Raw genomic sequence first — 15,361 nt, forward strand, 5'->3', positions numbered from 1 at the left:
TCTGAAGTCCCAGCCTACCCATTCCGCGAGGCCTGCGAGGGCTGTGCGGAGCCGGAGGTCAACGCCTCGTGCACCGTGGCCGCCAGTTTGTCGCCGATGCCCTTGACCTCGGTGATCTCGGCCGGCGTCGCGGTCTTCAGGCGGGCGACGGATCCGAAGTGCTTGAGCAGCTCGCGGACCTTCGCCGGACCGAGCCCCGGGATCTCGCCGAGGACGGTCGAGATGTCGCGCTTCCGCTTCTGTCGCTGGAAGCTGATGGCGAACCGGTGCGCCTCATCGCGGACACGTTGGAGGAGGAACAGCGCTTCGCTCCCCCGCGGCAGGATCACCGGATACGGGTCGTCGGGCAACCAGATCTCCTCCAGTCGCTTCGCCAGTCCGCACAGGGTGATCCCGGTCAGGCCGGACTCCTCCAGAGCACGTGCGGCAGCGGCGACCTGCGGTTGCCCGCCGTCGACGATGAGGAGCTGCGGCGGATAGGTGAACTTCCGGCGCTTGCGCTCCCCCGTGGTCTCGTCGACCGTCTCGACGGGCTCGGACGACGTGAGGTGTGCGAGTCGCCGAGAGACGACCTGGTAGATCGAGTCGGTGTCGTCGGTGGACTCGGCGACGCCGAAGCGACGGTACTCGTCCTTGCGGGACAGCCCGTCCTCGAAGACCACCATCGACGCCACGATGTTGGTACCGCTCAGGTGCGACACGTCGAAGCACTCGATCCGCAGCGGTGCCTCGGGCATCCCGAGCGCGTCGCGGATGTCCTCGAGCGCCTGGGTCCTGGCGACGAAGTCGGAGCTGCGCCGGGTCTTGTAGAGCATGAGGGCCTGCTTGGCGTTGACGACCGCGGTCTCCATGAGCGTCGCCTTCTCGCCACGCTGGGCGACGCGGAGGGCGACCTTCGAGCCGCGGCGTTCGGCAAGCCAGTCCTCGAGGCTCTCGGCGTCGTCCGGCAGTTCCGGGACGAGTACCTCCCGCGGGACCTCGGTCCCGCTCGCGGCGGCGTACACCCGCTGGACGACGCTGTCGACGAGCTCGGCGGTCGACATGTCGAGCTCCTTGTCGACGGTCCACGACCGCACACCGCGGATGCGGCCGCCACGGACGATGAACTGCTGCACCGACGCGGCGAGCTCGTCGTGGTCGATGCCGAACAGGTCGGCGTCCACGGCGTCGCGCAGGACGACCGCGCTCTTCGCGAGCACCTGGTCGAGCGCCTGGAGCTGATCCCGGTAGACGGCGGCGGACTCGTAGTCCTGGCGGGCCGCGGCGGCCTTCATGTCGGCGGTGATGCGCGTCGTGAAGCGGCGGTCGTTGCCGACCATGAACGAGACGAAGTCGTCGACGATCGCGCGGTGCTCCTCGATGGTGACCTTGCCGGAGCAGGGGCCGCCGCACCGCCCGATCTGACCGGGGAAACAGGGCTTCCCCGAGGCCATGGCCCGCTTGTACGCCGAGTCGGAGCAGGTGCGGATCGGGAAGACCTTGATCATGAGGTCGACCGTGTCGTGGACGGCCCAGATCTTCGGGTACGGACCGAAGTACTTGGCCCCCGGGATCCGGGTGTTCCGGGTGACCATGACGCGCGGCGCCTCGTCACCGAGGGTGACCGCGAGGTACGGATACGACTTGTCGTCGCGGAACTTGACGTTGAACGGCGGGTCGTACTCCTTGATCCACGTGTACTCGAGCTGCAGCGCCTCGACGTCGCTGCCGACCGTCGTCCAGGTGACCCCGGTCGCGGTCGTCACCATGCGGCGCGTTCGCTCGTGCAGCGTGTGCAGGGGCGCGAAGTAGTTGCTGAGCCTCGCGCGGAGGTTCATCGCCTTGCCGACGTAGAGCACCCGGCCCGAGTCGTCGCTGAAGCGATACACGCCGGGCATGGTGGGGATCTCCCCCGCCTTCGGCCGGTACGCCAGACCACTTCCGCCGCGGACGGCCACCACGTCAGCCCGCCTTGCGGCTGCCGCCGGCCTCTGCCTCGAACAGTTCGTTCAGGAAGAAGCCCGTGTGGCTGCCGGGGACCGTCGCGAGGTGCTCGGGTGTTCCGGTGGCGAGGACCGTCCCGCCACCGGCTCCACCCTCGGGGCCCATATCGATGAGCCAGTCGGCGGACTTGATGACGTCGAGGTTGTGCTCGATCACGATGACCGTGTTGCCCTTGTCGACGAGCCCGCCGAGGACGAGCAGCAGCTTCCGGACGTCTTCGAAGTGCAGACCCGTGGTCGGCTCGTCGAGGACGTAGACACTGCGCCCGTTGCTCCGCCGCTGCAACTCCGTCGCGAGCTTGACGCGCTGGGCCTCGCCGCCGGACAGCGTCGTGGCGCTCTGGCCGAGACGGACGTAGCCCAGGCCGACCTCGACGAGCGTCTTCAGGAACCGGTGGATCGAGGAGATCGGCTCGAAGAAGTCGGCGGCCTCGGCGATCGGCATGTCGAGGACCTCGGCGATGTTCTTGCCTTTGTAGTGGATGGTCAGGGTGTCGCGGTTGTACCGCGCTCCCCCGCACACCTCGCAGGCGACGTAGACGTCGGGCAGGAAGTTCATCTCGATCTTGATCGTGCCGTCGCCCGAGCAGGCCTCACAGCGGCCGCCCTTGACGTTGAAGCTGAACCGTCCGGCGAGGTAGCCGCGGACCTTGGCCTCCTGCGTCTCCGCGAAGAGGTTGCGGATCTTGTCGAAGACGCCCGTGTACGTGGCGGGGTTCGAGCGCGGGGTGCGGCCGATTGGCGCCTGGTCGACGTGGACCACCTTGTCGAGGTGCTCCAGACCCGTGACCCTGGTGTGCTTGCCGGGCAGCTTGCGCGCGCCGTTCAGCTTGTTCGCCAGGACCCGGTACAGGACGTCGTTGACGAGCGAGGACTTCCCGGAGCCGCTCACGCCGGTGACGGCGGTGAGGACCCCGAGCGGGAAGTCCGCGCTGACCTTCTTCAGGTTGTTGGCCTGCGCTCCGATCACCTGGATCTGACGCTTCGTGTCGATCGGACGACGCTTCGCCGGGATCTCGATGGCCTTGCGGCCGGAGAGGTAGTCACCGGTGAGGGACTCGGTGTTGGCCTCGAGCGCCTCGTACGACCCGGAGTGCACGACACGGCCGCCGTTGACGCCCGCGCCGGGACCGATGTCGACGATCCAGTCGGCGGTGCGGATGGTGTCTTCGTCGTGTTCGACCACGATCAGCGTGTTGCCGAGGTCGCGCAGGGCCACGAGGGTCTCGATGAGGCGGCGGTTGTCGCGCTGGTGCAGGCCGATGCTCGGTTCGTCGAGGACGTAGAGCACGCCGGTGAGTCCCGAGCCGATCTGCGTCGCGAGGCGGATGCGCTGCGCCTCGCCGCCCGAGAGGGAGCCGGCGGTCCGGGCCAGATCGAGGTAGTTGAGTCCGACCTGGATCAGGAAGTCGAGTCGGACCTTGATCTCGCGGAGCACCTGCGCGGCGATGTGGGCCTCGCGGTCGCTCAGCTCGAGGCGGTCCATGAACGCGCGGGCGTCGGAGAGGCTCAGCTCGGCGACCTCGGCGATGTTGTGGTCGTGGATCAGGACGGAGAGGACCTCCGGCTTCAGGCGACGACCGCCGCAGACCTGGCACGGGACTTCGCGCAGGTATTCGGACCAGCGCACGCGCTGGCTGTCGGTGTCGGCTTGGAGGTACTGACGCTCGATGTACGGGATGACGCCCTCGAAGCCCGAGGAGTAGCTCATCTCGCGGCCGAAGCGGTTCTTCCACTTGACCTTGACCTTGAAGTTGTCGCCGCGGAGCACCGCCTCCTGGACCGTGGAAGGCAGGTCGCGCCAGGGGGTGTCGAGCGAGAAGTCGAGGTCGCGGGCCAGCCCGTCGAGCAGCTTCTCGTAGTACTGGTAGAGCCCCTTGCCCTGGGTGGTCCACGGGACGATGACGCCCTCGTTGATGCTGAGCTCCTCGTCGCCGAGGAGCAGTTCCGCATCGACCGACATGCGCGTGCCGAGGCCCGAGCACTCCGGGCAGGCGCCGAACGGGGCGTTGAACGAGAACGTCCGCGGCTCGATCTCGGTCAGCTGCAGCGGGTGGTTGTTCGGGCAGGAGAGCTTCTCGGAGAAGGTGCGCCAGGCGTCGTCGCCCTCCTCGTCGACGAAGTTGATCGTCACGAGGCCGTCGGTGAGCTGCAGTGCCGTCTCGAGGGAGTCGGTCAGGCGACCGAGGATCTCGGGCCCGGCGACGAGGCGGTCGACGACGACCGCGATGTCGTGCTTGACCTGCTTCTTGAGGGTCGGCGGTTCCGCGAGCTGGATCGCCTCGCCGTCGACGATGGCACGCGCGAAGCCCTTGGCCGAGAGCTCCTTGAAGAGGTCGACGAACTCGCCCTTCTTCTGGCTCACGACGGGGGCGACGATCTGGTAGCGGCGTCGCTCCTCGAGCTCCATCAGCTGGTCGGCGATCTGCTGCACCGTCTGGCGCTGGATGACCTCGCCGCAGACCGGGCAGTGCGGGACGCCGATGCGCGCCCAGAGCAGCCGCATGTAGTCGTAGACCTCGGTGATCGTCCCGACGGTCGACCTGGGGTTGCGGTTCGTGGACTTCTGGTCGATCGAGACCGCGGGGCTCAGGCCCTCGATGAAGTCGACGTCCGGGCGGTCCACCTGACCGAGGAACTGGCGGGCGTACGCCGAGAGCGACTCGACGTAGCGTCGCTGGCCCTCGGCGAAGATCGTGTCGAAGGCGAGTGAGGACTTCCCCGAGCCCGAGAGACCCGTGAAGACGACGAGCGAGTCGCGAGGGATCTCGAGGTCGACGTTCTGAAGATTGTGAACGCGGGCACCGCGGACGCTGAGCGTGGAGTGGTGATCTACCTTGGCAATTGACACCCTTCGAGTCTACGCAGCACCACCGACACCGGACTCCCGAGCGGCGTCTGTGGTACTGCGCTCTCAGCGAAGCGGCGGACTAGATGTGCCCGGCCTTGGCCATCTGTCGCAGTTCCTGCTTGAGTTCGGAGACCTCGTCGCGGAGACGGCCGGCGAGTTCGAACTTGAGCTCCGCCGCAGCGGCCAGCATCTGGGCGTTGAGGTCGGCGATGATCGACTCGAGGTCGTTCGCGCCCTCGGCGGCGATGCCCTCCCGACGCAGGTTCGGCGTCGGGCTCTTCTTCTTGCCGTTGTCGCGTCCGGCGAGCAGTGCCGCGGTGTCGGCGCCTTCCCGGGCGAGCGCCTCGGTGATGTCGGCGATCCGCTTGCGCAGCGGCTGTGGATCGATCCCGCGCTCCTCGTTGTAGGCGACCTGCTTCTCGCGGCGACGGTCCGTCTCCTCGATCGCGCGCTTCATCGAGTCGGTCAGGACGTCGGCGTACATGTGGACCTCGCCGGACACGTTGCGGGCGGCACGGCCGATGGTCTGGATGAGCGAGGTCGACGAGCGGAGGAAGCCCTCCTTGTCGGCGTCGAGGATCGCCACGAGCGAGACCTCCGGCAGGTCGAGCCCCTCGCGCAGGAGGTTGATGCCGATGAGGACGTCGTAGACGCCCTGCCGGAGTTCGCTCAACAGCTCGACCCGACGCAGGGTGTCGACGTCGGAGTGCAGGTAGCGGACGCGCACGCCGGCCTCCGTCAGGAAGTCGGTGAGCTCCTCCGCCATCTTCTTGGTGAGGGTGGTCACGAGAACACGTTCGTCGCGCTCGGCGCGGACCCGGATCTCTTCGAGGAGGTCGTCGATCTGGCCGTTGGAGGGCTTCACGATGATCGCCGGGTCGACGAGGCCGGTCGGGCGGATGATCTGCTCGACGATGCCGTCCGCGATGCCCATCTCGTACTTGCCCGGCGTCGCCGAGAGGTACACCGTCTGGCCGACGCGGTTCTTGAACTCGTCCCACCGGAGCGGGCGGTTGTCCATCGCACTCGGGAGTCGGAACCCGTGCTCGACGAGGGTGCGCTTGCGGGAGGCGTCGCCTTCGAACATCGCGCCGATCTGCGGGACGGTGACATGCGACTCGTCGATGACGGTGAGGAAGTCGTCGGGGAAGTAGTCGAGGAGGCAGTTCGGTGCCTCGCCGGCCGAGCGGCCGTCGATGTGGCGCGAGTAGTTCTCGATGCCGGAGCAGAAGCCGATCTGCTGCATCATCTCGAGGTCGAAGGTGGTGCGCATGCGGAGCCGCTGGGCCTCGAGGAGCTTGCCCTCGCGTTCGAGCGACTGGAGCCGCTCCGCCAGCTCCTCCTGGATGGTGCCGATGGCGCGCTGGATCGTCTGCGGGCTGGCGGCGTAGTGGGAGGCCGGGAACACCGACACCGCGTCGAGCTTCTTCACGACGTCGCCGGTGAGCGGGTGCAGGGCGTAGAGGGCCTCGATCTCGTCGCCGAAGAACTCGATGCGGATCGCGAGCTCCTCGTAGACCGGGATGATCTCGATGGTGTCGCCGCGCACACGGAAGTTGCCGCGCGAGAAGTCGACGTCGTTGCGGTTGTACTGCATACCGACGAACTTGCGGATGAGGCGGTCGCGCCCGATGTTCTGCCCGACCTGCAGCGCCGCCATCGCCTCCAGGTACTCCTCCGCCGCACCGAGACCGTAGATGCACGACACGGTCGACACGACGATGACGTCGCGACGGCTCAGCAGCGAGTTGGTGGTCGAGTGCCGCAGCCGCTCCACCTCGGCGTTGATCGACGAGTCCTTCTCGATGAAGGTGTCGGTCTGTGGGACGTACGCCTCGGGCTGGTAGTAGTCGTAGTAGGAGACGAAGTACTCGACCGCGTTGTTCGGCATGAGCTCGCGGAACTCGTTCGCCAGCTGGGCCGCGAGCGTCTTGTTGTGCGCCAGGACGAGCGTCGGGCGCTGGACGGCTTCGATGAGCCAGGCGGTCGTCGCGGACTTACCGGTACCCGTGGCGCCCAACAGGACGACGTCGGTCTCGCCGGCGTTGATGCGCCCGGACAGCTGCTCGATGGCGGCGGGCTGATCGCCGCTCGGCTCGTACTCGCTGATCACCTCGAAGGGGCGGACGGCGCGTGTTGGTTCCATGCTCCGAGTCTACGGAGGACCACCGACACCACTGCCCCGCTTCGCCCACAGCGGAGCGGGCGACGCGCTCAGACGCCGTCCTGGCGGTCGGACGCCGGCACAGCCGCCGCGGCGGCGCGGTGCCAGACCGCGTCGACCTGGCTGAGCGTGTGCTCGAGCGAGCCGGCGGTGTCGATCACCACGTCGGCGACGGCGGTGCGCTGCTCCTCGGTCGCCTGGGCCGCGATCCGTCGTTCCGCCTCGACCCGGTCGAGCCCCCGGAGGTCGACGAGCCGACGGGCGCGCTCCCCCTCCGGAGCTGCGGCGACGACCACGAGGTCGAACTCGTCTGCGCGGCCGGTCTCGACGAGCAGCGGGACGTCGTAGACGACGACGGCACCGGGGTCGCTCGAGGCTTCGGCGATCCGGGCCTGTGAACGCCGCTTGACCTCCGGGTGCACGATGGCGTTGAGGTCGGCCCGCGCCTGGTCGTCGGCGAAGACGATGGAGCCGAGCGCAGCGCGGTCGAGTGCTCCGTCGGGCCCGATCACGTCGGCACCGAAGCGCTCCGCGATGGCGGCCAATCCCGGGGTGCCCGGCTCGACGGCCTCTCGTGAGAGGACGTCCGCGTCGATGACGACGGCGCCGTGTTCAGCGAGCCGGGCCGCGATGGTCGATTTGCCGGAGGCGATCCCGCCGGTGAGGCCGATGAGGTACATGTCAGCCAGCGTACCCGCGGAGCGCGCAGCGCCTTCGACGAGCGCCCCCCCCCCGCACAACGCAGCAGGGGGCCGCCCGAAGGCGACCCCCTGCTGGACACCGACGCTGGTCGGTGCTGGTGGGACTAGTTGCTCGAGAGCTTCTCGCGGAGGGCCGCGAGGGACTCGTCGTCAGCGAGCGTGCCGCCGCCGGCGGAGTCGCTCGAGAACGAGGAACCGGCCGACGAGGACGCGGTCGACGAGGAAGCCTGGTTGGCCTCTTCGACGGCTGCGGCAGCGACCTGCTTCTTGTGCGCTTCCCAACGAGCCTGGGCGGCAGCGTAGTCCTGCTCCCACTTCTCGCGCTCGGCGTCGAAGCCTTCCTTCCACTCCTGCGTCTCGGCGTCGAAGCCCTCGGGGTACTTGTAGTTCCCGAGCTCGTCGTACTCCGTGAGCATGCCGTAAAGGGCCGGGTCGAACTCGGTGCCCTCGGGGTCGACACCCTCGTTGGCCTGCTTGAGGCTCAGCGAGATGCGGCGACGCTCGAGGTCGATGTCGATGACCTTGACGAAGACCTCTTCGCCGACCGACACGACCTGCTCGGCGAGCTCGACGTGCTTGCCGGAGAGCTCCGAGATGTGCACGAGGCCCTCGATGCCGTCTGCGACGCGGACGAACGCACCGAACGGGACGAGCTTGGTGACCTTACCCGGTGCAACCTGGCCGATGGCGTGGGTGCGGGCGAAGACCTGCCACGGGTCCTCCTGGGTCGCCTTGAGCGACAGCGAGACGCGCTCGCGGTCCAGGTCGACCTCGAGGATCTCGACGGTGACTTCCTGACCGACCTCGACGACCTCGCTGGCGTGCTCGATGTGCTTCCAGCTGAGCTCGGAGACGTGGACGAGACCGTCGACGCCGCCGAGGTCGACGAACGCGCCGAAGTTGACGATCGAGGAGACGACGCCCTTGCGGACCTGTCCCTTCTGGAGGTTGTTGAGGAAGGTGGTGCGGCTCTCGGACTGCGTCTGCTCGAGGAGCGCACGGCGCGACAGGACCACGTTGTTGCGGTTCTTGTCGAGCTCGAGGATCTTCGCCTCGATCTCCTGGCCGAGGTACGGCGTGAGGTCGCGGACGCGGCGCAGCTCGATGAGCGAAGCCGGGAGGAAGCCACGGAGGCCGATGTCGACGATGAGGCCGCCCTTGACGACCTCGATGACCGAACCGGTGACGACGCCGTCGGATTCCTTGATCTTCTCCACGTCGCCCCAAGCACGCTCGTACTGCGCGCGCTTCTTCGACAGGATCAGACGGCCTTCCTTGTCCTCCTTCTGGAGAACGAGAGCCTCGATCGTGTCGCCGACGTTGACGACCTCGGAGGGGTCGACGTCGTGCTTGATGGAGAGTTCACGCGAGGGGATGACACCCTCGGTCTTGTAGCCGACGTCGAGGAGGACCTCGTCGCGGTCGATCTTCACGACGGTGCCCTCGATGAGGTCGCCGTCGTTGAAGAACTTCAGAGTCTTTTCGACCGCTGCGAGGAAGTCCTCAGCAGATCCGATGTCGTTGATTGCGACCTGCTTGGGGGCGGTCGTTGCGCTTGTCATGTAGTAATTGCTCCAGGTGGACAATGATTCAGGCCGGCCTCGCGCACGGCTCCGGACCCGTGGATGACCACGGACGTTGATCGAAGCGATGCTGTTGTGTGAACCGATCCGGGGATCGGTGTCGCTCTGCGAGACGGGCAGGCGGATAGGACGTCACAATTGTGACAGTCCAGTCTAGCGATTTTCCGGGTGTGCAGGCAAGCCGCGGTCGGAGAGGATGTCCCGCAATGCTGGATCGAGCGTCGGGTGTTCGAACCGGTAGCCTGCCTGCAGCAACCGCTCCGGCATCGCCCAGCGACTCTTCAGGACCAGCTCGCTCTCGGTCCGCAGGACGAACATCCCGATCTCCAGCAACCAGCGGGGTGCGGGGAGGCCGACCGGCATCCCGAGCGCGTACCGCACGGTCCGCATGAAGCCGCGGTTGTCGGTGGGATTCGGGGACGTCACGTTGACGACGCCGTCGAGTTCGGGACGGCCACGGAGGAACCGGACGATGCCGACGACGTCGTCCAGATGGATCCAGCTGAACCGCTGCCGCCCGCCCGGCGTCCCGAACCGGTGATCCGTCCCGGCGGCACGACGCGATCGGGAACGGGGCCAGTGACCGTCCAGTTGCGGTCCCCCGAGACCGAGACGCGCCAACCACCGGAGCGGGGTGAGCGCTCCGCCGTCGCCCAGGACGATCGCGATGCGGAGGGCGACCCGTCGTGTCCCGGGGAGCTCGTCCGCGAAGAACGCCCGCTCCCAGGCGGTTGCGACGTCGACGGAGAACCCGGAACCGATCTCGCCGTCGGCCTCCGTCATCGGGCGGTCGTCGGCATGGCGGTAGATCGTGGCGGTCGACGAATTGATCCAGAGCGGTGGAGGCGAGGCGGCTGCACGCACCGCCCGCGCCAGCTCCGTCGTCGTGTCCACACGGGACCGGAGGATCTCGGCGCGGTTCGACGGGCTGTACCGACAGTTCACGCTCTTCCCGGCGAGGTTGACGAGGAGGTCCGCGCCGTCGACCAGCCGGGCGATGCCCGCGTGATCACCCCACCGCGCGTCGGCGGCACCGCGCCCGATGACGGAGACGGTGGCGCCTTCGGCCCGGAACGACTCGACCAGACGACGCCCGATGAACCCGGAGGCACCGGCGACGACGATCCGTTCGGGCGTCATCCGAGCATCGCCGACCGCAGTGTGTCGAGCCCGACGCCACCGAGGTCCAATGCCCGACGGTGGAAGTCCTTGATGTCGAAGGCGTCCCCGGCGCGGCGGGCCGCGTCGTCACGGAGCTGTTCCCAGATGCGCTGGCCGATCTTGTACGACGGCGCCTGGCCGGGCCAACCGAGGTACCGGTTGACCTCGAACCGGACGAACTCCGGCGACATGTTGACGTTGCGACCCATGAAGTCGAAGGCGTACTCGGCGGTCCAGGTCCCGCTGCCGTCCGGAAGCGGCTTGCCGAGGTGCACGCCGATGTCGAGGACGACGCGAGCCGCGCGCATCCGCTGACCGTCGAGCATGCCCAGACGGTCCGCCGGGTCGTCGAGGTATCCGAGCTGCTCCATCAGGCGCTCGGCGTAGAGCGCCCAGCCCTCGGCGTGGCCGGAGGTGCCGGCGAGCTGTCGACGCCAGAGGTTGAGCGTCTTCCGGTTGACGACGGCCTGCCCGATCTGCAGGTGATGTCCTGGCACACCCTCGTGGTAGACGGTCGTGAGCTCGCGCCACGTGTCGAACTCGGTGACGCCGGCGGGGACGGACCACCACATGCGGCCAGGGCGAGAGAAGTCGTCCGTCGGGCCGGTGTAGTAGATCCCACCCTCCTGCGTCGGCGCGATCATGCACTCGAGCGCGCGGATCTCCTGCGGGATGTCGAAGTGCGTGCGCCCCAGCTCCTCGACCGCGCGGTCGCTCGTCTCCTGCATCCACCGCTGGAGTGCGTCGGTGCCGTGCAGCTTGCGCGCCGGATCCTGTTCGAGGAAGGCCACGGCCTCCTCGACGGACGCGCCGGGGAGGATCTCGTTCGCGATCGCCTCCTGCTCCGACACCATGCGCGCCAGTTCCTCGATGCCCCACTCGTAGCTCTCGTCGAGGTCGACCGTCGCGCCGAGGAAGCGGCGGGACTGCAGCGCATAGAGTTCGCGGCCGATGGCGTCCTCCTGGGTTGCAGCAGGCAGCAGTTCGTGCGCGAGGAAGTCCGCCAGACGGTTGTAGGCGACGGCTGCGGCGCCGGCGCCCGTCGAGAGTTCGGCGGCGAGGGACGCCGGGAGCTGGCCGTCCGCCGGACCGGCGTTGGCGGCGAAGCCGATGAAGAACCCGTCGTCGGCGCCGGTGCGGAGGACCTGCTCGTACACCTCGGCCACCTGGCGGCGTGCCGGGGTGATCCCCCGGGCGATGCCCTCGCGCAGGGTCTCGATGTACCCGTCGACCGCGTCCGGCAACGCGCCGAGGCGGGTCCGGATGGTGCTCCAGTCCTCGACCGTCGCGGTCGGCATCAGGTCGAACACGTCGCGCAGCTCCTGCGACGGCGACGCGATCACGTTGAGGTCGCGGTACTGGAGACCAGCCTCCGACGAGGCGAGGTCGAGCTCCAGCTCCGCCGAGAGGTCGGTCTGGGTGACGCGGTCGACGGCGTCGACCGGAGCGGCCGACCGCAGCTCGCGAAGCGTGCGCGACGCGGCTTCGATGTACGCCTCGTGCCCGGCCGGCGAGTAGTCGCCGTACCGTCCGCCGACGTCCGTGCGGCCGATGTAGGTACCGACCTCCGGCTTCAGCTGGACGAGGGTCTCCACCCAGCTTTCGGCGATGGCGTCGATCGGTGTGCTCTGACGAGGTTCTTCGTGGGACATGACGTCGAGCCTAGTCCGCGCCCGTCCGGCGCCGGGGTGCGGACGTGCGGGGCGCTCAGTGTGCTGCGGCGTCCCAATCGTGCCCACGGCCGATCTGGACCTCCAGCGGTACCGACAGCTCGGCGGCACCCGCCATCTGTGCTCGGACGATGCGCTCCAGGGCGTCCCACTCGCCCTCGGCGACCTCGAAGATCAGTTCGTCGTGCACCTGCAGCATCATCTGCGAGCTGAGGGACTCGGACCGCAGCTCGGACTCGATGCCGATCATGGCGCGCTTCATGATGTCGGCGGCCGAACCCTGGATCGGAGCGTTCAGCGCCTGGCGTTCGGCGTTCTCCCGGACCAGTCGGTTGGGGCTCGAGAGCTCGGGGAAGAGTCTGCGACGACCGAAGATCGTCTCGGTGTAGCCGTCGAGTTTCGCCTGCTCGACGACGTTGCGCAGGTAGTCGCGGACCGCACCGAAGCGCTCGAAGTAGTCGACCATGAGCTGCTTCGCCTCGGCGCTCGAGATCCGCAGCTGCTTCGAGAGCCCGAACGCGCTCAGACCGTAGGCGAGTCCGTAGGACATCGCCTTGACCTTGTTCCGCATCGCGGGGGTCACGTCCTCGGCGGCGACGCCGAAGATGCGCGCACCGACGAAGCGGTGGAGGTCCTCGCCGGACTTGAACGCCTCGATGAGGCCGGCATCGCCGGAGAGGTGCGCCATGATCCGCATCTCGATCTGCGAGTAGTCGGCGGTCAGCAGGGTCTCGTACCCGGAGCCGGCTTGGAAGGCGGCACGGATGCGGCGTCCCTCCTCGGTCCGCACGGGGATGTTCTGCAGGTTCGGGTCGGTCGAGGAGATCCGACCGGTGCTGGTCCCGATCTGCACGTACGTCGTGTGGATACGGCCGTCGGGCGTGATCGCCTTGTCGAGCGTCTCCACGATCTGGCGGAGCTTCGTCGCATCACGGTGCTCGAGGAGGAGCCCCAGGAACGGGTGCGGGCTCTTCTCCTGGAGATCGGCCAGGGCGCCGGCGTCCGTCGAGAAGCCCGTCTTGTTGGCGCGTGTCTTCGGCATGGCGAGCTGGTCGAAGAGGACCTCCTGCAGCTGCTTCGGTGAGCCGAGGTTGACCTCGCGGCCGATCTGCTCATACGCGTTGCTCGCGAGCTCCGCCGCCCGGTTGCCGAGTTGCTCGGACAGGCCGCTCAGGATGTCGTGGTCGACCGTCACGCCGGTCAGCTCCATGTGGGCCAGCACCTGGAGGACCGGCAGTTCCATGTCGAGCAGCACGCCGAGCGACCCGGCGTCGAGTGCCGTGCGGGTCGCCTCGGCGACACGGAGGGCGTACCAGGCGGTGCCGCCGGCACCCACGGGGTCGGTCTCGGGGACGAGCTGGTTCGGATCGGCGACGGGCATCGTCTCGTCGAGATAGCGCGTGATGAGGTCGGCGATGGTCTTGTCGCCGCCGCTCGGACGCAGGAGCCAACCGGCGACCGCGGTGTCGTAGCCGAGTCCCTCGACCGTCAGGCCGGCGCGCGTGACCGCCTGGAGCTGTGGCTTGGCGTCGTGCATGATCTTCGGGGCGTCGCTCGCCAACCACGCTTCGAGCGGGGCGTAGTCGGCTTCACCGGGACGCCAGGCGAGCGAGACGATCTCCGTGGGGGTCGCGAGGCCGGCTGCGACCGGGAGGCCTCCGTCGAGGTCGAGGTGGAGACCGATCCCGGCGGGATGTGCGGCGACGGCACGGGTGATCCACGCCTCGAGCTCTTCGTCGAGCAGCTCCTTCTGCGGGGGCATGACCACGCCGCCCGCCTGCGGCGCGGACACATCCGTGTTGGCCTCGAGTCCGTCGAGTTTGAGGACCCGATCGAGCAGCGTGCGGAACTCGAGCCGCCCGAAGACGGCCGCCACGGCGTCCGCGTCGATCGGTCGGCGTTCGAGGTCCTTCGGTCCGACGGGCAGTTCGACGTCGGTGAGGAGCCGGTTGAGTCGGCGGTTGCGGACCGCGTTCTCCTTGTGCTCGCGGAGGCTCTCCCCCACCTTGCCGGTGATCTCGTCGGCGCGCTCGAGGATCTGCTCGAGGGAACCGAACTGGTTGAGCCACTTCACGGCGGTCTTCTCGCCGACCTTCGGGATACCCGGGAGGTTGTCGCTCGTCTCGCCGACGAGGGCCGCGATCTCCGGATACTGCTCGGGCCGGATGCCGTACCGCTCGAAGACCTTCGCGCCGTCGTACCGGGTGAGCGCGGAGACGCCCTGGCTCGACGGGTACAACAGGGTGACGTCGTCGGTGACGAGCTGGATGGTGTCGCGGTCGCCGGAGACCACGAGGACCCGGAAGCCCTCCTCAGCGCCCTGCTTGGCGAGGGTGGCGAGGATGTCGTCGGCCTCGTAGTCCTCTTTGCTGATCGTCGTGATGTTCATCGCCTTGAGCGCTTCTTCGAGCAGCGGCACCTGCCCTTTGAACTCCGGCGGGGTCTCACCGCGGGTGCCCTTGTACTCGGGGTACTCGCGGGTGCGGAAGGAACGACGCGAGATGTCGAAGGCCACGGCGATGTGGCTCGGGTTCTCGTTCTTGAGCAGGCTGATCAGCATGGAGATGAAGCCGTGGATGGCGTTCGTGTGCTGACCGTCGCGGGTTTGGAAGCTGTCGACCGGCAGGGCGTAGAACGCCCGGAATGCGAGCGAGTGGCCGTCGACGACGAGGAGGGTAGGCTTTTCTGATTCCGACACGCGCCCAGCCTACAAGCCGGTGCCGACACGGCTCAGGCCCGATCCGAAGGTGGACATGACGAACGAGACCGACGACGCACTCGAGTTCCTGCGGACGAGGGGCAGCGGCGCACTCGCCGCCAAGATGGGCATCGAGTTCACCGAGTTCACGGTGCAGCGATCCGTCGCCACCATGCCTGTCGAAGGCAACACCCAACCCGCGATGCTGCTGCACGGCGGGGCGTACGTCGTGCTCGGCGAGTCCCTCGGCTCGATGGCCGCCAACCTCTTCGCGGGCCCGGGCAAACTCGCGGTCGGCATCGACATCAACGCGACGCACACCAGGTCCGCCACCGAGGGCATCGTGACGGGTGTCTGCACCCCGATCCACCTCGGTCGCTCGCTCACCGTGCACGAGATCGCCGTCACCGACGAGCAGGGACGACGGTGTTCCACGATCCGCATCACGAACCTCATCAAGGACGCGTCGACCGGCTGACGAGCCCGGCACCGGACAGAGCAGAGCGGCCCGCCCCCGAGGGGACGGGCCGCTCTTGCGACGAGGGAGGAGC

9 protein-coding genes are annotated in these 15,361 nt (G+C 68.1%); 1 reads left to right on the forward strand and 8 read right to left on the reverse strand.

Features of this window, described 5'->3' with window-relative positions:
* Positions 1–14: 14 nt before the first annotated feature.
* The 8 genes from uvrC to polA form a co-directional block, all read right to left on the reverse strand.
* Complete coding sequence (uvrC, locus tag CCK91_RS05650) at positions 15–1,940, reverse strand: excinuclease ABC subunit UvrC (protein WP_255377986.1); 1,926 nt, start codon at positions 1,938–1,940, stop codon at positions 15–17.
* Between the two features lies 1 nt (position 1,941).
* Positions 1,942–4,833: an excinuclease ABC subunit UvrA gene (uvrA, locus tag CCK91_RS05655; protein ID WP_086473270.1), complete on the reverse strand. Its 2,892-nt coding sequence runs from the start codon at positions 4,831–4,833 to the stop codon at positions 1,942–1,944.
* 79 nt (positions 4,834–4,912) lie between these two features.
* Positions 4,913–6,979 carry an excinuclease ABC subunit UvrB gene (uvrB, locus tag CCK91_RS05660; RefSeq protein WP_056777426.1) on the reverse strand — a complete coding sequence of 689 codons (2,067 nt, stop codon included), beginning with the start codon at positions 6,977–6,979 and terminating at the stop codon, positions 4,913–4,915.
* Positions 6,980–7,047: 68 nt separating this feature from the next.
* Positions 7,048–7,677, reverse strand: coding sequence for a dephospho-CoA kinase (gene coaE / locus CCK91_RS05665; RefSeq protein WP_086473271.1), 630 nt, complete (start codon positions 7,675–7,677; stop codon positions 7,048–7,050).
* Positions 7,678–7,802: 125 nt separating this feature from the next.
* On the reverse strand, positions 7,803–9,260 hold the full coding sequence (rpsA, locus tag CCK91_RS05670) for a 30S ribosomal protein S1 (RefSeq protein ID WP_056005690.1): 1,458 nt from the start codon (positions 9,258–9,260) through the stop codon (positions 7,803–7,805).
* Between the two features lie 174 nt (positions 9,261–9,434).
* A complete protein-coding gene (locus CCK91_RS05675; RefSeq protein ID WP_086473272.1) occupies positions 9,435–10,421 on the reverse strand; it encodes an epimerase in 987 nt (328 codons plus the stop codon).
* Complete coding sequence (locus CCK91_RS05680) at positions 10,418–12,094, reverse strand: DUF885 domain-containing protein (RefSeq protein WP_086473273.1); 1,677 nt, start codon at positions 12,092–12,094, stop codon at positions 10,418–10,420. Before CCK91_RS05680 ends, CCK91_RS05675 begins: the two co-directional genes overlap by 4 nt.
* Before the next feature lie 55 nt (positions 12,095–12,149).
* Positions 12,150–14,810 (reverse strand): DNA polymerase I, encoded by a 2,661-nt coding sequence (gene polA, locus CCK91_RS05685; protein ID WP_086473274.1) that lies wholly within the window; start codon positions 14,808–14,810, stop codon positions 12,150–12,152.
* A gap of 55 nt (positions 14,811–14,865) precedes the next feature.
* Between polA and CCK91_RS05690 the strand changes: the two genes are divergently transcribed.
* Positions 14,866–15,288 carry a hotdog fold thioesterase gene (locus CCK91_RS05690; RefSeq protein ID WP_086473275.1) on the forward strand — a complete coding sequence of 141 codons (423 nt, stop codon included), beginning with the start codon at positions 14,866–14,868 and terminating at the stop codon, positions 15,286–15,288.
* Positions 15,289–15,361: the final 73 nt, after the last annotated feature.

It is taken from the genome of Plantibacter elymi (nom. nud.) (genome assembly GCF_900177795.1).
GTDB lineage: Bacteria > Actinomycetota > Actinomycetes > Actinomycetales > Microbacteriaceae > Plantibacter > Plantibacter elymi.